We start from the raw sequence: 22,850 nt of genomic DNA on the forward strand, positions 1-22,850 counted from the left end.
GATAAATTCAAGGCGTTGCATAGGTCGGGTCTCAGTCCAGGGCATAGTGAGTCTCCTCTTCTATGCCAGTTATAACTGTTACCCATGTATCCGGTCTAAAGTGTTACCCATGTTTCCGGTTCATACCCTGCGCTTACCCGGCCTACAAAATCAATCATGCCCGTAAGCCCGCGCCGCCGGGCATAAAAAAACCCGCCGAGGCGGGTTTTTTTATTAGTTGCTGGTATCCAGCTCGTCGAAGCTCTTCACCAGATCGTCAATCGCTTTGATCTGTTTCAGGAACGGCTCGAGCTTATCCAGCGGCAGTGCGGATGGGCCGTCGCATTTGGCGTTGGCTGGATCCGGGTGCGCTTCGATGAACAGACCGGCCAGGCCAGTTGCCATACCGGCACGCGCCAGCTCAGTTACCTGACCACGACGACCGCTGGAAGCGGCGCCAAACGGGTCGCGGCACTGCAGGGCGTGCGTCACGTCGAAGATCACCGGCGAGTTGTTAGAGACTTTCTTCATCACGCTGAAGCCCAGCATGTCGACCACCAGGTTGTCGTAACCAAAGTTCGCGCCACGGTCACACAGGATAATCTGGTCGTTGCCGCCTTCGATAAATTTATCGACGATGTTACCCATCTGGCCAGGGCTCACGAACTGAGGTTTCTTCACGTTGATCACCGCGCCAGTTTTCGCCATCGCTTCAACCAGGTCGGTCTGACGCGCGAGGAAGGCCGGAAGCTGAATCACATCCACCACCTCAGCCACAGGCTGCGCCTGAGAGGCTTCATGCACGTCGGTGATCACTTTCACGCCAAACGTCTGTTTCAGCTCCTGGAAAATCTTCATCCCCTCTTCCAGGCCCGGGCCACGGTAAGAGTTGATAGAGGAGCGGTTGGCTTTGTCAAAAGAGGCTTTAAACACGTACGGAATGCCCAGCTTCTGGGTCACGGTCACGTAGTGCTCGCAGATACGCATGGCAAGGTCGCGGGATTCCAGAACGTTCATGCCACCAAACAGCACGAACGGCAGGTCGTTTGCCACGTTGATATCACCAATGCTAACCACTTTTTGTTTCATAGGATCGCCTTATTCAGGTGTGAATCGGAATTATGATTAATGCAGTGTAATTTGTTTGTGCGCGATTGAGTTGATCTGCGCGCGAATCATTTCGCTTATCGGATCTTCCGGGCATTGCTCAACGAAGTAGTTCAAATCATTCAGCGCAACGTGCTCACACTCCAGCTGCGCGTAGATAAGGCCACGGTCGCGGATTTCATACGGATCTTCCGGATTGAACTGCAGCAGCACTTCGCTCGCACGCAGGGCCAGCTCCATCTGCCGCTCTTCCATCAGCGCGGATTTCAGCGTATCCAGCAGCTTACGCACCACTTCGGCGTTGTCCGCTTCGTCGAGATCTTCGTTAAACAGCTCTGCCACCGGGCTGATATTGCCCTTCAGCCAGACGTCCAGCGTGTGCTCGTCCAGCGTGTCGCCGTTAAACGGATTGATCAGCCACATTTCGCCGTCCAGCCACTCCGCGCGCAGAATCATCTGCGTCGGGAAGATGACCGGCACCAGCGGAATATCCAGCCGGTTAGCAACCCACAGCAAAACAGCCCCCAGAGCAACAGCGCTGCCCTGACGGTTTTTCAGAACCTGATCCAGCCACAGGGCATCGGAAAGACGATACACGCCGCGCGTGTCGCAAAAGCCCCATTCGCCGTAGAACAGCTCGATAAGCTTCTCCAGCTGCCAGTCCTGCGGACGCGCTTCGCTGATCTCTTCACGCGCCAGGCTTGCCAGATTTTCCAGCTCATCGTAGACCCACTGTGAGGTGAAATCGTCGCGGATCATCTCAGAGATCAGGACCATTCCATCGCAAAGCGGTACTTTATTAAATTCGAAATCGGCTAAGGACCTCATACTTACCCCAGTAACGGTATTCTTGTGGTGGCGAGTTTAATGATGATGTACAGCACCACCAGCCCCAGCAGGAAGGCGATAAACCCGACCTGCTGGCTGCGCGGACGACGACGTCCAAGCGCGATAAAACCCAAAACGATGTAGATGATAACGCCAAACAGCTTTTCAGTCAGCCATGTGCCTTTATCAGTAAATGGCAGATAGCCGGTAAGCCACATCAGACCCAGGCCAGAAAGGAACAACACCGTGTCGATGCCGTGCGGCGCGATGCGCACCCAGCGGGCGTCAATCAGCGGGTTATTGCTGTAACGCCACCAGTAGCGCACCACGAAAAAGCTGATGGTCAGCACCACGGCGGCGATATGCAGCGTAATCAACACGCTGAACGCGCTCATGGCATTTTCCCGAGCGTCAGGCGGTCGTTACCGCCGTAGTCACGACAGGTTTCAACCGCGTCGTAGCCCGCCGCGCTGAACAGCGCACGCACGGCGGCTCCCTGCGTCCAGCCGTGCTCCAGCAGTAGCCAGCCGCCGGAAACCAGATGGTCGCGCGCGGTAGTAATAATGTGTTCGATGTCAGCCAGCCCTTCGTTAGCGGCGACCAGCGCGGTAAGCGGCTCGAAGCGCACGTCACCCTGCGACAGATGCGGATCTTGCTCGTCAATGTACGGCGGATTGCTGACGATCATGTCAAACTGCTGGCTGGCGATTGCGCTAAACCAGCTGCTTTGCAGGATCTGAACGTTGCTGAACCCCAGGCGCGCAAGGTTACGCTGTGCCAGCGCGACCGCGTCCGGCATCACGTCAACCGCCGTCACCTGGCAATCCGGACGCTCGCTCGCCAGCGCCAGCGCAATCGCGCCGGTACCGGTGCCTAAATCCAGAATGCGACAGGCATTTTCAGGCAGACGCGCCAGCGCCTGCTCGACAAGACACTCTGTGTCCGGGCGCGGGATCAGCGTGGCCGCGGAGACATACAGCGGCAGCGACCAGAACTCCCGTTCGCCGGTCAGGTGTGCCACCGGCTCACCGTTTTTACGACGGGCCAGCAGTTCGGTAAGCTGCGCTTCCTGCCCGGCGGTCAGCAACGTTTCGCCAAACGCCAGAATATAGGTCCGCGCTTTGCCGGTGACATGCTCCAGCAAGATTTCGGCGTCGCGACGCGGGCTTTCGCTTTCGGAAAGCTCGCTCACGGCGGCACGTAACCAGGCCTGAAAATCCATTAGTCCTGCTCAGCCAGGGCTGCCAGCTGATCGGCCTGGTATTCCTGCACGATCGGCTCGATCAGGGAGTCGAGTTTGCCTTCCATCGTTTCGTCCAGACGGTAAATCGTCAGGTTGATACGGTGGTCGGTCACGCGCCCCTGCGGGAAGTTATAGGTGCGGTTACGATCGCTGCGATCGCCGCTGCCCAGCAGGTTACGACGCGTAGACGCTTCGGCCTGCTGGCGTTTGGCGATTTCAGCGGCGCGAATACGCGAGCCCAGCACCGACAGCGCTTTGGCTTTGTTTTTGTGCTGAGAACGTTCGTCCTGACACTCCACCACAATGCCGGTCGGCAAGTGGGTAATACGGATCGCGGAGTCGGTGGTGTTAACGTGCTGACCGCCCGCGCCAGAGGAGCGGAAGGTATCGATGCGCAGATCGCTCGGGTTGATATCCGGCAGTTCGGCTTCCGGCAGCTCAGGCATGACTGCTACGGTACAGGCTGAGGTATGAATACGCCCCTGAGATTCCGTCGCCGGAACGCGCTGCACGCGGTGACCGCCGGACTCAAATTTCAGACGACCGTAGACGCCATCGCCGCTGATTTTGGCGATCACTTCTTTATAACCACCGTGCTCGCCTTCGTTGGCGCTCATGATTTCGACGCGCCAGCGGCGGGATTCCGCATAACGGCTGTACATGCGGAACAGATCGCCCGCAAACAGCGCGGCTTCGTCACCGCCGGTGCCCGCACGGACTTCGACAAACGCGTTGCGCTCATCGTCCGGATCTTTTGGCAGCAGAAGCACCTGGAGCTCCTGCTCCATCTCTTCCGCACGCGCTTTGGCGTCCTGCAACTCTTCCTGCGCCATTTCGCGCATTTCCGGGTCGTCGAGCATCATCTGCGCGGTTTCAATATCTTCCTGAACCTGCTGCCATTGCGTAAAGCAGCGCGCAACATCACTTAACTGCGCATACTCGCGCGACAGGGCGCGAAAACGATCCTGGTCAGCAATAGTGGCAGCATCGCCGAGCAAGGCCTGAACTTCTTCATGGCGCTCGTGCAACGCTTCCAGTTTGGCGACGATAGAGGGCTTCATAGGCGTAAATGCACCTTGTAATAGAAAATGGGTGTGTGGCGCTATTCCAGCCCGAGGCTGTTGCGCAGAATGGTCAGGCGTTCATCATCCCCGTCACGGGCTGCCTGTTGAAGTGATTTGGTTGGAGCATGGATCAACCGGTTGGTCAGCTTCCACGCCAGGTCCTGCATAATAACCTGCGGATCGCCGCCCTGCTCGAGGGCTGCCATCGCTTTGGCTGTCAGATCGTCACGTACCTGTTCCGCCTGACCGCGGTATTCGCGAATCGTCTCGCTGGCGCTTTGCGCGCGCAGCCAGGCCATAAATTCGCTGGATTCCTGCTCGACAATCGTCTCGGCCTGCACCGCCGCCGCTTTACGCTGCGCGAGGTTGTGGGAAATGATGCTTTGCAGATCGTCCACGCTGTACAAATAGGCGTTCGCCAGCTTGCCGACTTCCGGTTCGACGTCACGCGGGACGGCGATATCCACCAGCAGCATTGGCTGATTGCGGCGCGATTTCAGCGCGCGCTCCACCATCCCTTTGCCAATAATCGGCAGCGGGCTGGCGGTAGAACTGATAATGATGTCCGCGTCTTTCAGGCGTTCATCGATGTCGCTGAGGGCGATGACTTCTGCGCCCACTTCATCGGCCAGCACCTGCGCGCGTTCGCGGGTCCGGTTGGCGATGATCATCTGCTTGACCTTATGTTCGCGCAGATGACGCGCCACCAGCTCAATGGTTTCTCCCGCGCCGACGAGCAGCACGGTGACCGTTGAGAGCGATTCAAAGATTTGACGCGCCAGCGTACAGGCGGCGAAGGCAACAGAAACCGCACTGGCACCAATGTCGGTTTCGGTTCGCACACGCTTAGCGACGGAGAAGGATTTCTGGAACATGCGTTCCAGCTCGCTGGCTTTCAGATGGCCTTTCTGGGAATCGGCGAAGGCCTTTTTGACCTGCCCGAGGATCTGCGGCTCGCCAAGCACCAGCGAATCAAGGCCGCTGGCGACGCGCATCAGATGGCTGACCGCATCATTATCATGATGCCAGTACAGGCTGTTGCGCAGCTCTTCTTCGTTCAGATTATGGTAGTCGCACAACCAGCGAATCAGGGCTTCATGCAGGTTGTCTTGCTCTTCAACGCTCAAATAGAGTTCGGTACGGTTACAGGTAGAGAGCACCACACCACCCTGCACCATCGGCTGGGCAAGCAGGCTATCCAGCGCCTGGTCGAGCGTATCCGGCGAAAACGTCACGCGTTCTCGCAGCGAAACCGGGGCTGTTTTGTGGTTGATACCGAGTGCTAAAAGGGTCATGTGAGCGGGAGTAGTACCAGCGTTAATAAGGTTAGCAGGTCGCATCATACAGGATGCGCGAGATCAATAAAAGAGAGCGCCCCCTTTCGGAGTAATAGGCCGTCCAGGCTAATTTCATGATTTAAGACAATATGAACGTAGACGCTGCCACCGCCCGGCGCTAGCATTAAGGGTTATAACTGCAACGCATCTCAAGGATTTGTCACGACTATGGCCCGATTGATTCGCTTGTTACCGCTGGCGGCACTGGTACTCACCGCCTGCTCGATTACCCCGCCCAAGGGCCCCGGCAAAAGTCCTGACTCCCCGCAGTGGCGTCAGCACCAGCAAGAAGTGCGAAATTTAAGTCAGTATCAGACGCGCGGCGCGTTCGCTTATCTGTCCGATCAGCAAAAAGTCTACGCCCGCTTCTTCTGGCAGCAGACTGGCCAGGATCGCTATCGCCTGCTGCTCCTGAACCCGCTTGGCAGCACGGAGCTTGAGCTGAACGCTCAGCCGGGCACCGCGCAGATCACCGATAACAAAGGCCAGCACTACACCGCGACGGACGCCGAAGAGATGATCGGCAAACTGACCGGCATGCCTATTCCGCTCAATAGTCTGCGTCAGTGGATCCTCGGCCTGCCGGGCGACGCCACCGATTACAAACTCGACGACCAGTACCGCCTGAGCGAACTGAACTACACCCAGAACGGCAAAACCTGGAAAGTGGTATACGGCGGCTACGACAGCGCGACTACACCCTCATTGCCAGCCAACATGGAACTGACGGAAGGCAGCCAGCGTATTAAGCTCAAAATGGATAACTGGATCGTTAAATGATGACCCAATGGCCCTCTCCGGCGAAGCTGAACCTGTTTTTGTACATCACCGGGCAACGCGCTGACGGCTATCACCTGCTGCAGACGCTGTTTCAGTTTGTCGATTATGGCGACACGATCTCGATTGAGCCGCGCCACGACGGACAGATTCGCCTGCTGACGCCCGTCGAGGGCGTCGCCCATGAAGATAACCTGATCGTGCGCGCCGCGCGGTTGCTGATGAACGCGGCGGCGGCCACCGAACGTTTGCCTGCGGGAAGCGGAGCTGATATCAGTATCGAGAAGCGCCTGCCGATGGGCGGCGGTCTGGGTGGGGGGTCTTCCAATGCAGCGACTATACTGGTGGCACTGAACCATCTCTGGGGCTGCGGGTTAACCCCGGATGAACTGGCCGCTTTAGGATTGACGCTCGGGGCCGATGTGCCGGTGTTTGTGCGCGGTCACGCGGCGTTTGCCGAGGGCGTTGGCGAAGTCCTTACCCCGGTCAATCCGCCGGAGAAATGGTACCTGGTTGCCCATCCCGGCGTGAGCATTCCGACCCCGGTGATTTTCAAAGATCCATTGCTTCCACGGGACACTCCCGTGCGGTCAATAGAAACGTTATTAAAATGTGAATTCAGCAACGATTGCGAGGTTATCGCAAGAAAACGTTTTCGCGAGGTTGATGCGGTGCTTTCCTGGCTGTTAGAATACGCCCCGTCGCGCCTGACTGGCACAGGATCCTGTGTTTTTGCTGAATTTGACACCGAATCCGCCGCTCGTCAGGTGCTAGAGCAAGCCCCGGAATGGCTGCATGGTTTTGTGGCGCGAGGGATGAACACTTCCCCGCTACAGCAGGCCATTCTGGCGCAGACTGAGTTTCGGTGACAACGTCACCCTGTTCCAGACGTTGCATCGCGCTCTTTAATACACCGCCTGGATAGCGTTCGCCTGGCCCGCACAGTTTGTGGCGAATGTTATCCACCATTGGACGCATGCCTGAGGTTCTTCTCGTGCCTGATATGAAGCTTTTTGCTGGTAACGCCACCCCGGAACTAGCACAACGTATTGCCAACCGCCTGTACACTTCCCTCGGCGACGCCGCTGTAGGTCGCTTTAGCGACGGCGAAGTCAGCGTACAAATTAACGAAAATGTACGCGGTGGTGATATTTTCATCATCCAGTCCACCTGTGCTCCAACTAACGACAACCTGATGGAACTGGTTGTTATGGTCGATGCCCTGCGCCGTGCTTCCGCAGGCCGTATCACGGCTGTTATTCCTTACTTCGGCTATGCTCGCCAGGACCGTCGCGTCCGTTCAGCGCGTGTACCGATTACCGCTAAAGTTGTTGCTGACTTCCTGTCAAGCGTAGGCGTAGACCGCGTTCTGACCGTTGACCTGCACGCAGAGCAGATCCAGGGCTTCTTCGACGTCCCGGTTGATAACGTATTCGGCAGCCCAATCCTGCTCGAAGACATGCTGCAGCTGAACCTGGACAACCCAATCGTGGTTTCTCCGGACATCGGCGGCGTGGTTCGTGCTCGTGCGATTGCCAAACTGCTGAATGATACCGACATGGCTATCATCGACAAACGCCGTCCGCGCGCTAACGTTTCTCAGGTGATGCACATCATCGGTGACGTCGCTGGCCGTGACTGCGTGCTGGTTGATGACATGATCGACACCGGAGGCACGCTGTGCAAAGCCGCTGAAGCGCTGAAAGAACGTGGTGCTAAGCGTGTGTTTGCTTACGCCACTCACCCGATTTTCTCTGGCAATGCTGTCAACAACCTGCGTAACTCCGTCATTGACGAAGTCGTGGTGTGCGATACCATTCCATTGAGCGATGAGATCAAAGCGCTGCCAAACGTCCGTACCCTGACCCTGTCAGGCATGCTGGCCGAAGCGATTCGTCGTATCAGCAACGAAGAATCCATCTCTGCGATGTTCGAACACTAATCGAACACGGCCCAAAAACCCGCTGCGGCGGGTTTTTTTGTCTTTATTCTTTATTTGTATGATTAATACCTCCTTCACCTGCCATTCACATGACAGATGATGTGCTCACGGATAACGAGAATTGTGAAAAATTTAACCTCCTCACATGTTCTGCCCTTTCGCGCCCTCATCGACGCCTGCTGGAAAGAAAAATACACCTCGTCACGTTTTCTGCGTGATGTTATCGCCGGGATCACCGTCGGGATCATTGCCATTCCACTGGCGATGGCGCTGGCGATTGGCAGCGGTGTAGCACCACAGTACGGGCTTTATACCTCGGCAGTCGCCGGGATTGTCATCGCCCTGACCGGCGGGTCGCGCTTTAGCGTCTCCGGCCCGACCGCAGCCTTTGTGGTGATCCTCTACCCGGTCTCCCAGCAGTTTGGCCTGGCGGGTTTGCTGGTCGCGACGCTCATGTCCGGGGTATTTTTGATCCTATTCGGTCTGGCGCGTTTTGGCCGGTTGATCGAGTACATTCCGCTCTCCGTGACGCTCGGCTTTACCTCTGGGATCGGCATTACCATCGGGACCATGCAGATCAAAGATTTTCTTGGTTTGCAGCTCGCGCACGTTCCTGAACACTATCTGCAAAAGGTCGGCGCGCTGTTTATGGCCCTACCGACGGCTAATGCCGGCGACGCGGCGATCGGTGTCGTGACGCTCGGCACTTTAATTCTCTGGCCACGGCTGGGCATCCGCCTGCCGGGGCATCTTCCTGCGCTGCTGCTGGGTTGCGCTGTGATGGGGGTGGTGAATCTGCTTGGCGGTCACGTCGCCACCATCGGCTCCCAGTTCCACTATATTCTGGCGGACGGTTCGCAGGGCAACGGCATTCCGCAGCTTCTGCCGCAGCTGGTACTGCCGTGGAACTTGCCCGGCTCAGACTTCACCCTGAGCTGGGACTCCTTGCGCGCCCTGCTTCCTGCCGCGTTTTCCATGGCAATGCTCGGCGCGATTGAATCGCTGCTCTGCGCCGTGGTGCTCGACGGCATGACCGGCACCAAGCACAAAGCCAACAGCGAGCTGGTCGGTCAGGGGCTGGGGAATATCATCGCGCCATTCTTTGGCGGCATTACCGCCACGGCGGCCATTGCGCGTTCCGCGGCCAACGTCCGCGCCGGGGCGACATCGCCGGTGTCTGCGGTGATCCACTCCCTGCTGGTGATCCTCGCCCTGCTGGCCCTCGCTCCGCTGCTCTCGTGGCTACCGCTCTCGGCGATGGCCGCCCTGCTGCTGATGGTGGCGTGGAACATGAGTGAGGCGCACAAAGTGGTGCACCTCCTGCGCCGCGCGCCAAAAGACGACATCATCGTGATGCTGATCTGTATGTCGCTGACGGTGCTGTTTGACATGGTGATCGCTATCAGCGTGGGGATTGTGCTGGCGTCGCTGCTGTTTATGCGCCGTATCGCGCAGATGACACGCCTCGCGCCGGTGAATGTTGAGGTCCCGGACGACGTGCTGGTTTTACGCGTCATCGGCCCGCTGTTCTTCGCGGCGGCAGAAGGCCTGTTCAGCGATCTGGAATCACGAATCGCCGGAAAACGGATTGTGGTGCTGAAATGGGATGCGGTGCCAGTGCTGGACGCAGGCGGTCTGGATGCCTTCCAGCGCTTTGTGAACCGTCTGCCGGAAGGCTGCGAGCTGCGGGTGAGTAATCTGGAGTTCCAGCCTTTGCGCACCATGGCGCGCGCAGGCGTACAGCCGATTCCAGGCCGCCTGGCGTTCTACCCGAATCGCGAAGCGGCGTTAGCGGATCTCTGATACAACAACGGCTCCCGAGGGAGTAATGCTGGTCAGTTAAGCAGTTGAGGTTGTTCCGTTCACCTCATGTTCAGCAGAATATAATCGCGTCACAACCTGTGAACGTGCAAAGGGGGCTGCGCGGCCCCCTTTGCAATCCCCGCGCCCCGCAAAGAAATCGGTGCTTCGCACTGCGCTCACCTCCCGGCCCGCTGCCTGCGGTCGGCTCGACTCGACTTCCTGTCTCGTTTCGCCTCTGGCCGCCATCCCTGGCGTCCAGCCCTTGTCATCTGGCCTCCGGTTCGCCGATTTCAGCGGGGACCCACACCGGTGCCACATGCAGACGGCTGAAAAGGTTGAGGGAACGTGAGTCCGGCTGAAAATCGCCGAAGCGTTTCCTGGAGGCCGGGTCGAGGCGCAGGGACGCGCCGAGAGGGTGCGACCTGCATGGATGCAGGTCGCACCCGACCCGATAGCCGCAAGGAATAAGCTGAGGGCACCGCGAAGCGGCGATTTTCCTGGCCGGGAGCCGGGGTTGCCAGGGTGGTGGCGATTGAGCCACCCTGGCACGTTCACCGCAGAGAGATGGACCGGAAGCAGAGGAACAAAAGTGAACGGAACAATTCCACTGAAGCCATAAAGGTCCTGGGGCAAGCAAAATAATGAATTTAAATTCATTATTTTGCTTAACTGACTGGCATTACTCCCGAGGGAGCCGTTGTTACATTCGTTATGTGAATTTAGTAGGCCGGGTAAGGCGAAGCCGCCACCCGGCAATAAACACCGAGTTAGCTATGTTTATGCTGATCGCGACGGCAGCGCTTATCGTAATGACGCACCCACCAGTATCGGTCGCTGACCTGCTCATGACCACTCACGCGAGCCCCCGCCAGCCACAGTACCGCACCTAAAAAGATGCTCAGAACCGCGCCGTGCGCGAAGTATTGTGGGAGGTCAAGCTGCGGCAACTGGTTTAAAATAGAGTAACCCACACCTGCTACCATCACGAACAGGCCCAATCCCATTAGCACGTTACCGAGTCGTGAAGCGTTTCTGCGTTTCATATGCCACCTCCGGAACCTGGGTTGCAGGGAAAATGTCCCTAATCCTTGTGTGTAAAGTATAGACAACGGGTCTTTTATGAGTTGCGTGAATGATCACAATAATGAGCACGATTGCCACAAAAGTTTACAAATAAGCGACTGAACCGCTTGAAATTCTAATGGTTCAACTGCGTCATTATTCAAATCCCCCGCTTCCTGACGCAGAATTTTGTCAACCGGCGCGGCAAACAGTAAACTACGCGGCAAATCTGGAACCTTTAGGAATTGAAACGTGACGATTAAACTGATTGTCGGCCTTGCCAACCCAGGCGCTGAATATGCGGCCACCCGCCATAACGCCGGAGCCTGGTATGTTGATCTGCTGGCCGAGCGGTTACGTGCTCCCCTGCGTGAAGAACCCAAGTTCTATGGCTATACCTCGCGTATCAACCTGGCGGGAGCGGATGTGCGTCTGCTTGTTCCAACAACCTTCATGAACCTGAGCGGCAAAGCCGTGGCGGCGATGGCGACGTTTTATCGCATCAATCCGGACGAAATTCTGGTCGCGCACGACGAGCTGGATTTACCCCCGGGCGTTGCCAAATTCAAACTCGGCGGCGGTCACGGCGGCCATAATGGTCTGAAAGACATTATCAGCAAGCTCGGCAATAACCCGAACTTTCACCGTTTACGCGTGGGAATCGGCCATCCGGGCGATAAAAACAAAGTTGTCGGCTTTGTGCTGGGCAAACCACCCGCTTCCGAACAGAAGCTCATCGACGACGCGGTAGACGAAGCGGCGCGCTGTACCGAGGTCTGGCTGAAAGAGGGTCTGACCAAAGCGACGAACCGTTTACACGCCTTTAAAGCGCAGTAGTCTGCGCGATACGCCATTTTTACCGCGCGTGACGGCGGTTACGTGTATAATAGGCAAAGTTATTTACTTTTCTTCAATCGGTTAATGCTAACGGGTTGAATATCAAGATATTAAGGTGATTTAAAGATGGGATTTAAATGCGGTATCGTGGGCCTGCCAAACGTGGGCAAATCCACCCTGTTTAACGCGCTCACCAAAGCGGGTATCGAAGCAGCAAACTTCCCGTTCTGTACGATTGAGCCGAACACCGGCGTCGTGCCGATGCCTGACCCGCGTCTGGATCAGCTCGCCGAAATCGTTAAACCTCAGCGCATTCTGCCAACGACCATGGAATTCGTGGACATCGCGGGCCTGGTGAAAGGTGCATCTAAAGGTGAAGGCCTGGGCAACCAGTTCCTGACCAACATCCGTGAAACCGAAGCTATCGGCCACGTGGTGCGTTGTTTTGAAAACGACAACATCATTCACGTGAATAACAAAGTCGATCCGGCTGACGATATCGATGTTATCAACACCGAGCTGGCCCTGTCTGACCTCGACACCTGCGAACGCGCTATCCACCGCGTGCAGAAACGCGCCAAAGGCGGCGACAAAGACGCGAAAGCGGAACTGGCAGCGCTGGAAAAATGTCTGCCACAGCTGGAAAACGCCGGTATGCTGCGCGCGCTGGATCTGACCGAAGAAGATAAAGCAGCGATCAAATACCTGAGCTTCCTGACCCTGAAGCCAACCATGTACATCGCGAACGTCAACGAAGACGGTTTTGAGAACAACCCGTACCTCGACAAAGTGCGCGAAATCGCCGCTGGCGAAGGTTCTGTGGTTGTTGCTGTCTGTGCTGCCGTTGAGTCTGACATTGCCGAACTCGACGATGCCGACCGCGAAGAGTTCATGGCCGAGCTGGGCCTGGAAGAGCCGGGTCTGAACCGCGTGATCCGCGCAGGCTACGAACTGCTGAACCTGCAAACTTACTTCACCGCTGGCGTGAAAGAAGTGCGCGCGTGGACCATCCCTGTTGGCGCAACCGCTCCGCAGGCCGCCGGTAAAATCCACACCGATTTCGAAAAAGGCTTCATCCGTGCGCAGACCATCGCGTTCGAAGACTTCATCACCTACAAGGGTGAACAAGGCGCGAAAGAAGCCGGTAAGATGCGTGCGGAAGGCAAAGACTATATCGTCAAAGATGGCGACGTGATGAACTTCCTGTTCAACGTCTAAATAGCTTTCTTGCTACAGGGGTTTTAACGCCCCCTGAAAACTAAAAATCCACGCCCCGGCGTGGATTTTTTTATCGCTTGGTGACTCACTGGCGCACGATGTTCTGGTACAAATCTATTCGGTTCCCGACCTGCATTTTGTTCATCAGGCGCAAACGGCTGGCATAGACTGACTTGATATCCACGCCCAAACGCTCGCCGATTTCGCGGGTATCCAGCCCTTCCTGAAGACACGAAAGCACATAGCCTTCATTTTTGGACAGTTTCACTTTCAGGCGATAGTTTAAGTGCGAATGGTTCGTCGAAAGACATAACAGCACTTCGTTGATATCGCTTTTGCGATCGATAAACACCACATTATCCAGATGACACAACGCGTAATAATCAAAATCGCTGCAGATAAAAGCAAAAATCTTTTTATTATGCGCGGCATATTGCTCCACCTGCATGCGGCCCGTTGATTTAACATCAACAATAACACAAGAACCGCTCAGCAATTTCGACGGCATTAAGGTATTTAATGCGAGAGTGAAAAAACAATCATTTGAAATGACAACCTGCGACAAACTCATCATAGCGCCCTCACCCACAGTAGGATGCTATTTTTGCATAAATATAATTACGCTAATATCAGCAAAAGAGGATTATTATGTCGGTACTTTCTTACACGCGTAGCCCGCATCTGAAATTCACATCAATACGCACAGTGTTTATTTAATATTAAGGGGAAATCGCTTATAACGCTAATCCAAATATAAATTGAGTTACCCATGCTTCTTCGCAATCGACTATCCCTGATGTTTATGGCCTTTGCCAGCATGACGTCTTCCGGCGACGTTTTACCGATGATGCTGCGCAAGGCGTTAGCCAGAAACGAGCTCACGCCTTATGTCCAGCCGATCTACAACGCACAAAGTGGCAAACTAGTCGGCGGCGAAGTGCTGATGCGATGGCATCATCCCCACCTGGGGAATATCTCACCTGAGCGTTTTATTCCTTTAGCTGAGCGACATGGTCTGATTACGCGTATTACCCAGTACGCTTTTCAGCGCGTGGCAGAAGAAATTATTGCGAATAATAGTATTAACTTTCACGACATGACGCTGTTTTTTAACGTCTCCGCCGCGGACTTTAAGAATAATGAGATCCTGAGAGAGTGCCGCGCCTTTATACAGAAAACTCAACATACTGATTTACATATTGGGCTGGAAATTACAGAACGAGAACCTGTCCATAATACCTCTATGGCTCAGGGTATCTGTGAGCAACTTGAAGCCCTCGGCGTGACGATTTCGATAGATGATTTTGGCACCGGGCATTCAAATTATCATTATCTGATGCAGTTCCGTCCACGCTATATCAAGATCGATAAACTCTTTACCGCTGATATCGATACCGATGAGACCAAAGAAATTATCGTGCGCAACATTATCACCCTCGCGCGCGATATGCACTGCATGACCATTGCGGAAGGTGTGGAAACGGCGGCACAGAAGGAAAAACTGATCGCAATGGGTGTCACCCACCTCCAGGGATATTACTTCTCGAAGCCAGTTCCGATGGCGACCTTTTTCACCCTCGCTGCACAGTCCCCACAATAAAAAAGGCGTCCCCTCGCGGGTAACGCCTCTGTTCCTGAATTTAGAGCGATCGGTCACCAGTTCAAATCAATCACCACTGCCGCTGTCGCCAGTCCCGGATCTGCGCTGGCTCGCGGGCACAACACCCACACCAGCGGATCCGACCAGGACGTCTCCGTGGTAATGGTGCGTAAAGGGGTTTTCGAACCGTCCATCGCCACCGATGAACTCTTATCCGTGCAACCGGCATCGGCCGTCGCCGTGGTGCCGCGGAAGCCGCGCACATCGCCGTTAATTGCGCCGTTAGCCGACATCAGCGGCACGCTGGTTTTGTCTCCCGCCTGAGATTTTGGCGTCACAGACCACGAGACCGGGAGTGAGGTTCCCGTCGGGTTGACGCAGGAAACATCTAACTGCGAGCTCACGGGAATGCCGCCTGGTTTCCCGACATCCGATGGGGTCACATCCCCGAAGGAGATCGAGGAAGGGGTACTCACGTTGCAGCTCACGCCGGTCCAGGTGAGTGAAAAGGTGCGCTGCTCAAAGGTTGAGGTCGTGGCGTTCCAGCGGTATCCGCGCGATGCCTGGGCGTAGACGGTTTTGGTCGACATTTTCGCCGCGCCCGGTTTTACGTACACCCCATACCCAATCGCCGCCTGGGTGCCGCCGCCGGTGTTCATTTCCACGACGCCGGTTGAGACCGTATAGGTGGTGCCCACGCCCAGACAGTCGGTGCGGGTGCTCAAATTTCCGCTCCCGGTGCCAAATTTATCCCATGACGCCGAGGAGGTAGTGTTCAGGCCAGGGTTACTGTTCGGTGTAAAGGTCCCGCCGTTGGTGCTCGGATTCATCGACCCCGGCGTGACCACCATCGGGCCTGACATCGTGCCGAACGGGATCACCAGGATCCCGGCAGCAATTTCATATCCCCGGTAGCCGTCGTACGTCGCCATCGGATACATGTTGATGCACTCGCCGGTGGAGAGCGGTGCTGCAGAAACCAGAATCGTGCCGACCTGCCCGTAGCCCAGGAACGGCACCAGGTTGGTCGAATAATACCAGCCGGGCTTGTTGCCGGGCACGATGCCCCCGGTGGTCCATTGCAGGGTGGTATTCATCACATCACTGATCACCTGATAGCCGGAGCGAAGCTCCAGCGCGGAACAGTTCGCCGCACTGAGCAGCACTGCTGCGCCCAAAAGGGTTGTTGCCCGGCGTTTCCACGGGCCGTTCGAACGAAGATGGGTCATTTTTTACTCCTTGTGCGCCACGACTGCACGGTGGCGCATGTCATATTAGTTAGCGGCAGTCGCCGTTCATCTGAATCACCGGCATCTGCGCGGTCGGCGCAAGGCCTTGCAGGTTGTAGCTCACGCGGCACTGCTTATCCCGGCCTTTGCCCCAGGTCACCGCCAGCTCACCTTTTTGCGGCAAACCGGTCAGGTAGATCTGTCCGTTATCGCCCACAATGCCGGTGTTCTCCTCCCCGGCGGCGCTTTGCGCCAGCACGGCGGTGGCGCCAAACGGCACCACGCCCGCCCCGCCGTCTCGCATCAGCGTCATCAGCACCTGATAGCCAATGCGGGTGGCGAATTCGGCTTTCACCACCGCGCCGTTGGTCGGATAAACCGTCTGCTGGTTTTGCGGCAAATCGACGTTATCCGGCAGCGTGCTCGGGTCGAGGCCGATGCTGTTGCGGCTGTAGTCCGAGAGATACGGCACCACGGCGTAGCCGCGCGAGTCCGTTTTTCCGCCATTATTCGACAGGCTGACACCTTCCGCGCCCGGGGCGCTGATCAGCGCGACCGAGCTGCCCAGAGGTCGTGACAACGTCACACCCTGCGAGTGGACGACCGCGCCGCCGCTCATATTGAGGTTCATCGAACGCATGTCAGACGAATAGCCGTACCCGGCGGAAATGTTGCCCTTGCTGCCCTGATAGCCCAAATTGAGATTGCTGTTGCTGACCTGATCCTGGTTACCCCACCCCTGCATCACGCTATAGGAGAACGCACCGTCGGCGTTGCTCCCGGCGATCCCGGCCTGATTCTGCGTCCGGCCCTGGTTATCGTGCGTGAACTGGCTGCTGGCCCAGGTGTTTTGCAGCGCAGGCGAGTAGGTAAACAGGCTGAACGGAACCGTCATGTTGAACGACAGCTGACGGTTTTCCGGCCAGTCCCCGTTGCCTTTCATGCGGTCAACGGTGTAATACAGACCGTAGCTGACGCCGCGATAGCTGCCGTTATACCCTGCCGCCAGGCTGGTGAGGGTTTTCGTCGAGCCGTAGTAATCGTCGCGGTTCGCCCGCAGGCTGACCGAGCCCCAGTCGCCGAGTTGCTGCGTCACCTGGGTCTGGAAGCTGCTGCGACGGCGGCTCAGCAGCCACGGCGATACGTCCTCCCGCTGCGCATACCCGACGCTGTTGTACTCCGCGAAACTGTAGTAGTTGCGAGTGGAATAACGCAGGGCCGTCAGATCCACCGAGGTGCCGGTGGAGAGCATGCTTTTTGAATAGCGCACGCGCCACGAGGCCCCGCCCTGACGATCCTTGTCGTCAAACTGAGTACTCGAAAAGGTGCCGTCAGCCGACATCGCTCCCCAGTCACCGAGCGACACCCCGCTCCCCATGCTCAGCGCACTGTACTTCTGCGACGTCAGCAGGCCGCCGTAGAGGGTGAGATTTTTCGGCAAACCGTAGATCAGCGTGGCGAGCACAAAGTCGGACTGGCGCGATCCCTGCGTCGTGCCGCCGTCATACCGTCCGGCAGTGAGCTCATATTTCACTGCTCCCGGGCGGAGCATCACCGGCAGCGACGAATAGGGCACTACGAAGGTATGGACGCTGCCGTCCGCTTCTGTGACCGCCACATCCAGGTCGCCGGACATCCCCGCCTGATACAGATCTTTGATTTCAAACGGACCGGGCGCGACGTACGTCTCGTACACCACGTACCCGTTCTGGCGCACGGTCACGCGCGCGTTGCTGTTCGCCACGCCGTTAATCTGCGGCGCAAAGCCCCGCAGACGCGCGGGCATCATCTGTTCGGCGGAACGCAGCTGCACCCCGCGAAACGGCACGCCATCCAGCACGTCGCCGCCGGTGCTGGCTTCGCCCATCAGCAGGCGCGAACGCCAGTCGCGCACATCCCGCGCCAGATAAGTACTGGAAAAACGGGTGCTGTGACTGCTGTTGCCGTCGTCAGCATTCGTTTGGCTGTGCGTGAGCGTACTGCGCAGACGCCATGCGCCGACGTTCGCGCCGGTCTGTACGTTAGCAAAGACGTTGTTGGTCGCGCGCGAATCGCCGTTCGCCGTCTGCTCGTTGCGCCCGGCGCTGAGGTTGTAGTTAAACAGCATCGCCGGGATCCCGTCGTCCCACAGGGCCGGGTCGCTCTGGCTGTCCCTGCCCGGCTGCATCGCCACCTGCGGGATGCTGACATCCAGGCGCAGGCGCGAGAGATCAAATTTCACCGTAGATTGCGGGATCAGCGCACTCAGGTCGGCCACTGGCTGGTCTTTAGGGAGATCTTTCAGGGCAGGCAACTGGTCGACGTTGACGCCCAGGGTTTTCAGCAACGCCGGCGTCAGCTGCGGCACGACATTGCCCTGCGTATTTTTTTTAAATTGCAGCTCGCGGGATTCGGCTTCGCGCTGGTTGACGAAAATCGTGACCAGATAATCGCCTTCCGCCACGCCGCCCGCGTGCGAAAACGCCGAGAGATCGACGTCGGAGGTGCCGGTTCCCAGCGAGAGCAGCTCGGGATCAAAGTAATCTTCTGCCCACGCGCTCTGGCAGCTCATCAGCACGAACAGCGCCAGTGAATGGCGCGGAAAAGTGTGCGTGCCGTTTATCCTGAAACAGGAGGTTAATGTCTTACTCAAAATCGTTCCCTGCTGTGTTATGAATTATTCTCTGTCTGGCGCTGCACTGCGGTTTGCTGGCTGTCTTCGTCCAGCACTTGCCACGTCACTTCTCCGCGCATGCCCGCTGATACGGGGTAACGCTGCTGCCCTTTCGGCGGTACCAGCCTGCGTAACGCTTCGGCCTCCAGCGGTTTCCCACCCACCGTCACCTGGCTGAAGTTGATGTAAAACGGCGTCGGGTTATCGACCACCAGCGCATCGTTTTGCAGGCTGAAGCGCAGCTGTTTCGCGGCACCTTTCACGCCCTCGTCGGGCAAACCCGCAGGCCGGTAAAACATCTTCATGTTGTTGACCACCGCGAGCACCAGCTGGCCGCCGGTCTGGCTGGCTTTTTCCGGCATCGCGGGGATGCCTTTCACCGAAAGATAAAAGACCGATTCCCTGTCCTGCGGCAGCGTCATGCCTGTCAGTCGAATGCGCAGGGTGAGCTGCTCGCCGGGGTCAAGGCGCTTGAGCGGCGGCGTGACCATCAGCGGAATGGCGTCGCCAGGCCCTTTGCTGTCACTTTCAGCGGCCGGTAATCCGGTGGTGAAATCCATCGGGCGGATCCACGACTGCATCAGATATGCGCGCCCGGTGTTGTTGGTCATCGACCAGGTGATGCCCTTCTTTTCCGCCGCGGGATAGACAATCCGAAACTGGTTGAGCGAAAACCCGGACGCAGTCTCCTGGGAGGCAAAACAGGGCAGCGCGCCCGTCAGCGCGGCCAGCAGCAAAATGCGTTTCATGTTGCCCCTCCACTTTTCACAGCGGCGTTGAACAGCGGGCTGTTGCCGCCATAGTCATTAATCAGCGTCCATTGCGCCCGGCGGACGTTTCCCGCCGCAGGAAGGCTGATATGTGAAAATGGTGCGATCATGATCCCGCGGCTCACGTCCACGTCGGCCTCATCAAAGGCCAGGCGCGAGAACGTCAGGTAATAGGGCGTCGGGTTGTTCACCTGCACGGTTGCCCCCTTATGCTGAAAACCTAACCGCCCCGCCGCCTCTTCCTGCGCTATCGCCAGCCCTACCGGGCGGTAAAACAGCTTGATGGTGTTCTGAATGCCCACGGAAACCCGCGCCGCCAGCGCAGTGTCGTCGCTCGCTTTGGGCTGGCTCATCGACGGCACGGCAATCGCGGTGAAATAAAAGACCGACTCACGATCGTCCGGCAGCGCGGCATCGCCTTTGCGCAAAATCCGCACCGCGTTTTTGCTGTGCCCTTCCAGGCGGAACAGCGGCGGCGTGGTGAGAAATGGCGCGGGCTCACGTCCATTCGGGCTGGCGACGACCGCCGATTGCACCAGGTACGGCAAGTTCCCGTGGTTTTGCAGGCTCACCGTCTGGGCGTTATCCGTGGACTGAAAAATGACGCGCGTCCGGCTGATGCTGATCCCGCCGTTCTCCGCGTTTGCGCCCTGGGTCAGGGCCACCAGCAGTGCGGCCACCAGCAGCATCCGGCGCACAATCAAAGAAACAAGATTCATGGAGAGCTCCTTACTGATACGCGAAATCAAAGGTAATGCTGGCGTTCAGCAGCCCGGATTTTGTGGCGGCATTGGTACACTGATTCCCGCAGGAGAGCGCCACTTTGAGCGGAATGGTGCGGGTGCCGCCGTTAAAGCTCGCGGCGTCTGCGGGGGCAGGAATGAATGTATTGTTCGCCACCACCACGCCCGCCGCCGTCACCAGACGCACGCCGTAATTCACCGCCTGAGAGGTGGCCTGGCGGAACAGGAAATCACCGGAGGCGGAATTACCCGCGCCGGTCACGGTGATGCCGGGGCGCTGGACCGCACCGATAAACCCGGCGCATTGCGTCAGGGTGATCTCAAGCGCAAGCGGATCGGCCAGACTTAGGCCCTGGCGAATGTCAGAGGAGAGCACGGCGCCGAAATCGAGCGTCGCCGGGGCGGAAACCTGGCAGGTCGGTGCCTGAAAGGTGGCGCTGAACTGCACATCCGCCGCCGTCGCGCTGGCCGCCATCCCCATCAGCCACAGGCAAAGGGATCTCCTCAGGGCAATAAAATGCCCTGATAAAATGTTCAAATTTTTCATCGGGTTTGTCGGTTGAAAGCGTTAAGGAAAAATAAAGGCAAAGGTAATGCGGGCATTGACGTTACCCTGTGTCAGCATCGGATCGCCCGCGCTGCGCACCAGGCCGACGGAAAACGGCTGCACGGAGCTGCCCTGATCCTGAGCGATCGCCACGATGTCGCCGGGCGCGACGGTATCCGCCGCGTTATAGAAATCATTCAGGCTGGTGAGTGTCCCTTTTTTCAGCATAAAACCGGCGTATTTCGCCGTTGAGCTGGCGGCGCGGAACAGGCGCGTGTCCGTCAGCCCGCTCGATTCCCCGGTCACGCTCAGGGACGGCGATTTACCCTGCATTTCCACGCAGTTCAGGTTCACACCCAGGGGCAGAATTTGCGCCGTGCCGGTGGCAAACTGGGTCACATCTTTCTGATCAAAGGTGATGCTGGCGTTATCGAGGGAGACCTGACAGCTGCCGTCGACGATATTAGCTTTAATCTCGGTGGTGGCGGCACTGGCCGCCGCGCCTGATAAGATCAGCGTCATTCCGGCAAAAAGCGGTTTAATGAACGGCGCCACGGAACGCCTCCACGCCACCAAAATCGTTAATCGCCGCCCACTCTGCCTTCCCCTGCCCGACGCTGACCGGATAGGTATTTGCCGCAAACGGGGCCACCATGCTGGTGCCTTTGATGACGTCGAGTTTGATTTTTTTGCCGTCAATCATCAGCTTGTTCAGGGAGATGTAGTAAGGCGTCGGGTTCGTCACCTTCACGCCCTGGCCGGTGCGAGAAAACTGTAGTTTTCCCATCGCCTCTTTCTGCGTCATCGGCAAATTATCCGGACGATAGAAGAGCTTCACCGTATTGCCGGTCGCTACCTGCAGGGTTCCGCCGACGGTATTCTCATTATTCCCCTGTCCGGCTTTCCCGGTCGGAATAGACATAATATTCAGATAAAAAACAGACTCCCGATCGCGCGGCAGTGAATTTGATTTTTTCACTATACGAATCTTATTACTGGCATCGGATTCAATACGAAATAATGCCGGGACAGGCATAAAAACGTTGTCCGATGATTTCGCTGAAAGGCTTTCTGAAATACCGACATTAATAAGGTAAGGTTGAGTATGTGACCGGTTATTAATGTCAACACTTTGACTGCTTTCGCTACCGGAAAATATCACGCGCGAAGTACCAATGCTGATACTGGCGAATGCCGGTTGAAGGAATAAAAGGCTCAGGCTTAAAATAACGCCGGCCTGGTGATAACGCTTCATCATAAATTCTGCCCGTTCAATGAAAAGAGAGACCGCAAGTGCCTCTCTTTTTTATTCTCCGCGTCGCCCTCAGGGTGAATGCGGGCGACGGATTTGCTGCAATTAGTTGCTAACGTAGGAAATTTTAACCGGTGCGTTGTATGCGCCTGGCAGTACGTTTGCGGTATCCATCACTGCCATACCGGCGGTGAAGGTGTAGCTCAGCGCGCCGTCTTCATCAGCCACAACCGGGATGCTGGTGTCGTTGGTGACCTGAGTGGTGTTGTCAGACTGCTTCAGCATAAAGCCCGCGGTCTGGGCAACGTCGCTCAGGAACAGGTTGTTGTCGGAACCCACAACACCGCTGACCTGCAGTGCCCCTTCTTCGTCGGCGTTACAGTTTTTCAGGGTCACAACCAGTGGCTCTTCGCCCACCTGTTGTTTCGCGGCGGTAAATTCAGTCTTGGCGAAAGAACCCACGTTCAGCGTTGCTGCACCGTTATTTGCCGTGACTTCACACGTGGTGGAAACAATATTCCCCTGCAGAGTCACATCAGCCTGAGTGGCAGCCTGAACGTGACCCACAAAACCCAAAACCAGAGCGACGGGCGCAAGGGCGATCATTTTATTCATTACTCAATCCTTCATTAAAATAGCGTTTGTTACGGTTAAAAAGAGTTATCTCAGCCTGCCGTGGCTGATGGAAAGATAATATAGTGTGACAGAATGGTTAACTATGAGAGGGAGATTATTTTAATGAAGGTCGTCGACTACAGGTGTAGGACGCTATTTGTTTCTGAATAATAGATTAGCTAATTCAAAAACTAACACGGCGTGATTTAAAAATAAAGCCATCATATTGGATAGTGCTGGCCAG

At 56.8% G+C, this 22,850-nt stretch carries 23 protein-coding genes; 7 read left to right on the forward strand and 16 right to left on the reverse strand.

Features of this window, described 5'->3' with window-relative positions; all coding sequences use genetic code 11:
• Window positions 1–213 precede the first annotated feature (213 nt).
• Genes kdsA through hemA form a run of 6 tightly spaced genes read right to left on the reverse strand, consistent with a single transcriptional unit; the run spans window position 214 to window position 5,516 of the window.
• Complete coding sequence (kdsA, locus tag QQF33_RS13785; RefSeq protein ID WP_095282273.1) at window positions 214–1,068, reverse strand: 3-deoxy-8-phosphooctulonate synthase; 855 nt, start codon at window positions 1,066–1,068, stop codon at window positions 214–216.
• Window positions 1,069–1,104: 36 nt separating this feature from the next.
• A complete protein-coding gene (gene sirB1 / locus QQF33_RS13790; RefSeq protein ID WP_282494520.1) occupies window positions 1,105–1,914 on the reverse strand; it encodes an invasion regulator SirB1 in 810 nt (269 codons plus the stop codon).
• A 2-nt stretch (window positions 1,915–1,916) separates the two neighbouring features.
• Complete coding sequence (sirB2, locus tag QQF33_RS13795) at window positions 1,917–2,309, reverse strand: invasion regulator SirB2 (protein WP_285148950.1); 393 nt, start codon at window positions 2,307–2,309, stop codon at window positions 1,917–1,919.
• Window positions 2,306–3,136, reverse strand: coding sequence for a peptide chain release factor N(5)-glutamine methyltransferase (gene prmC, locus QQF33_RS13800; protein WP_285148951.1), 831 nt, complete (start codon window positions 3,134–3,136; stop codon window positions 2,306–2,308). Before prmC ends, sirB2 begins: the two co-directional genes overlap by 4 nt.
• Entirely contained in the window at window positions 3,136–4,218 is a 1,083-nt protein-coding gene (gene prfA / locus QQF33_RS13805; protein ID WP_285148952.1) for a peptide chain release factor 1, read from the reverse strand. Before prfA ends, prmC begins: the two co-directional genes overlap by 1 nt.
• Window positions 4,219–4,259: 41 nt before the next feature.
• Entirely contained in the window at window positions 4,260–5,516 is a 1,257-nt protein-coding gene (gene hemA, locus QQF33_RS13810; protein WP_107703423.1) for a glutamyl-tRNA reductase, read from the reverse strand.
• A 210-nt stretch (window positions 5,517–5,726) separates the two neighbouring features.
• Between hemA and lolB the strand changes: the two genes are divergently transcribed.
• The 4 genes from lolB (at window position 5,727) to dauA (ending at window position 10,080) form a co-directional block, all read left to right on the forward strand.
• Window positions 5,727–6,338 carry a lipoprotein insertase outer membrane protein LolB gene (gene lolB, locus QQF33_RS13815; RefSeq protein ID WP_285148953.1) on the forward strand — a complete coding sequence of 204 codons (612 nt, stop codon included), beginning with the start codon at window positions 5,727–5,729 and terminating at the stop codon, window positions 6,336–6,338.
• Complete coding sequence (gene ispE, locus QQF33_RS13820; protein ID WP_285148954.1) at window positions 6,335–7,204, forward strand: 4-(cytidine 5'-diphospho)-2-C-methyl-D-erythritol kinase; 870 nt, start codon at window positions 6,335–6,337, stop codon at window positions 7,202–7,204. Before lolB ends, ispE begins: the two co-directional genes overlap by 4 nt.
• Window positions 7,205–7,329: 125 nt before the next feature.
• Window positions 7,330–8,277, forward strand: a complete 948-nt coding sequence (gene prs, locus QQF33_RS13825; RefSeq protein ID WP_003856663.1) for a ribose-phosphate diphosphokinase — start codon at window positions 7,330–7,332, stop codon at window positions 8,275–8,277.
• A gap of 123 nt (window positions 8,278–8,400) precedes the next feature.
• Window positions 8,401–10,080 (forward strand): C4-dicarboxylic acid transporter DauA, encoded by a 1,680-nt coding sequence (gene dauA, locus QQF33_RS13830; RefSeq protein ID WP_282494526.1) that lies wholly within the window; start codon window positions 8,401–8,403, stop codon window positions 10,078–10,080.
• A gap of 767 nt (window positions 10,081–10,847) precedes the next feature.
• Here the strand turns inward: dauA and ychH are convergent.
• The gene (gene ychH / locus QQF33_RS13835) at window positions 10,848–11,123 is read right to left on the reverse strand and encodes a stress-induced protein YchH (protein ID WP_095282282.1); all 276 of its coding nucleotides are present in this window, start codon (window positions 11,121–11,123) and stop codon (window positions 10,848–10,850) included.
• Between the two features lie 271 nt (window positions 11,124–11,394).
• On the opposite strand from ychH, the gene pth reads away from it, so the two are divergent.
• Window positions 11,395–11,979, forward strand: a complete 585-nt coding sequence (gene pth, locus QQF33_RS13840) for an aminoacyl-tRNA hydrolase (RefSeq protein WP_100779905.1) — start codon at window positions 11,395–11,397, stop codon at window positions 11,977–11,979.
• A 126-nt stretch (window positions 11,980–12,105) separates the two neighbouring features.
• Entirely contained in the window at window positions 12,106–13,197 is a 1,092-nt protein-coding gene (gene ychF / locus QQF33_RS13845) for a redox-regulated ATPase YchF (protein WP_100779904.1), read from the forward strand.
• A gap of 85 nt (window positions 13,198–13,282) precedes the next feature.
• On the opposite strand, the gene QQF33_RS13850 is transcribed toward ychF, so the two are convergent.
• Window positions 13,283–13,705 (reverse strand): helix-turn-helix domain-containing protein, encoded by a 423-nt coding sequence (locus QQF33_RS13850; RefSeq protein WP_285157979.1) that lies wholly within the window; start codon window positions 13,703–13,705, stop codon window positions 13,283–13,285.
• A gap of 261 nt (window positions 13,706–13,966) precedes the next feature.
• On the opposite strand from QQF33_RS13850, the gene QQF33_RS13855 reads away from it, so the two are divergent.
• On the forward strand, window positions 13,967–14,797 hold the full coding sequence (locus tag QQF33_RS13855) for an EAL domain-containing protein (protein WP_285157980.1): 831 nt from the start codon (window positions 13,967–13,969) through the stop codon (window positions 14,795–14,797).
• 53 nt (window positions 14,798–14,850) lie between these two features.
• Here the strand turns inward: QQF33_RS13855 and QQF33_RS13860 are convergent, their stop codons facing one another.
• The 8 genes from QQF33_RS13860 to QQF33_RS13895 form a co-directional block, all read right to left on the reverse strand.
• Window positions 14,851–16,026: a hypothetical protein gene (locus QQF33_RS13860; RefSeq protein ID WP_285157981.1), complete on the reverse strand. Its 1,176-nt coding sequence runs from the start codon at window positions 16,024–16,026 to the stop codon at window positions 14,851–14,853.
• 49 nt (window positions 16,027–16,075) lie between these two features.
• A complete protein-coding gene (locus QQF33_RS13865) occupies window positions 16,076–18,577 on the reverse strand; it encodes a fimbria/pilus outer membrane usher protein (RefSeq protein WP_455583681.1) in 2,502 nt (833 codons plus the stop codon).
• A 98-nt stretch (window positions 18,578–18,675) separates the two neighbouring features.
• Window positions 18,676–19,428, reverse strand: coding sequence for a fimbrial biogenesis chaperone (locus QQF33_RS13870; RefSeq protein ID WP_285148970.1), 753 nt, complete (start codon window positions 19,426–19,428; stop codon window positions 18,676–18,678).
• Window positions 19,425–20,168 (reverse strand): fimbrial biogenesis chaperone, encoded by a 744-nt coding sequence (locus tag QQF33_RS13875; protein ID WP_285148971.1) that lies wholly within the window; start codon window positions 20,166–20,168, stop codon window positions 19,425–19,427. The genes QQF33_RS13870 and QQF33_RS13875 overlap by 4 nt, the downstream gene beginning before the upstream one ends.
• A gap of 10 nt (window positions 20,169–20,178) precedes the next feature.
• The gene (locus QQF33_RS13880; protein WP_285148972.1) at window positions 20,179–20,739 is read right to left on the reverse strand and encodes a fimbrial protein; all 561 of its coding nucleotides are present in this window, start codon (window positions 20,737–20,739) and stop codon (window positions 20,179–20,181) included.
• A gap of 21 nt (window positions 20,740–20,760) precedes the next feature.
• Window positions 20,761–21,294, reverse strand: a complete 534-nt coding sequence (locus tag QQF33_RS13885) for a fimbrial protein (protein ID WP_285148973.1) — start codon at window positions 21,292–21,294, stop codon at window positions 20,761–20,763.
• Window positions 21,278–21,997, reverse strand: a complete 720-nt coding sequence (locus QQF33_RS13890) for a fimbrial biogenesis chaperone (RefSeq protein WP_285148974.1) — start codon at window positions 21,995–21,997, stop codon at window positions 21,278–21,280. The genes QQF33_RS13885 and QQF33_RS13890 overlap by 17 nt, the downstream gene beginning before the upstream one ends.
• Window positions 21,998–22,096: 99 nt before the next feature.
• Window positions 22,097–22,606: a fimbrial protein gene (locus QQF33_RS13895; protein ID WP_285144348.1), complete on the reverse strand. Its 510-nt coding sequence runs from the start codon at window positions 22,604–22,606 to the stop codon at window positions 22,097–22,099.
• Window positions 22,607–22,850 lie beyond the last annotated feature (244 nt).

It is taken from the genome of Lelliottia wanjuensis (assembly GCF_030238365.1).
In the GTDB taxonomy this organism is placed as follows: domain Bacteria; phylum Pseudomonadota; class Gammaproteobacteria; order Enterobacterales; family Enterobacteriaceae; genus Enterobacter; species Enterobacter wanjuensis.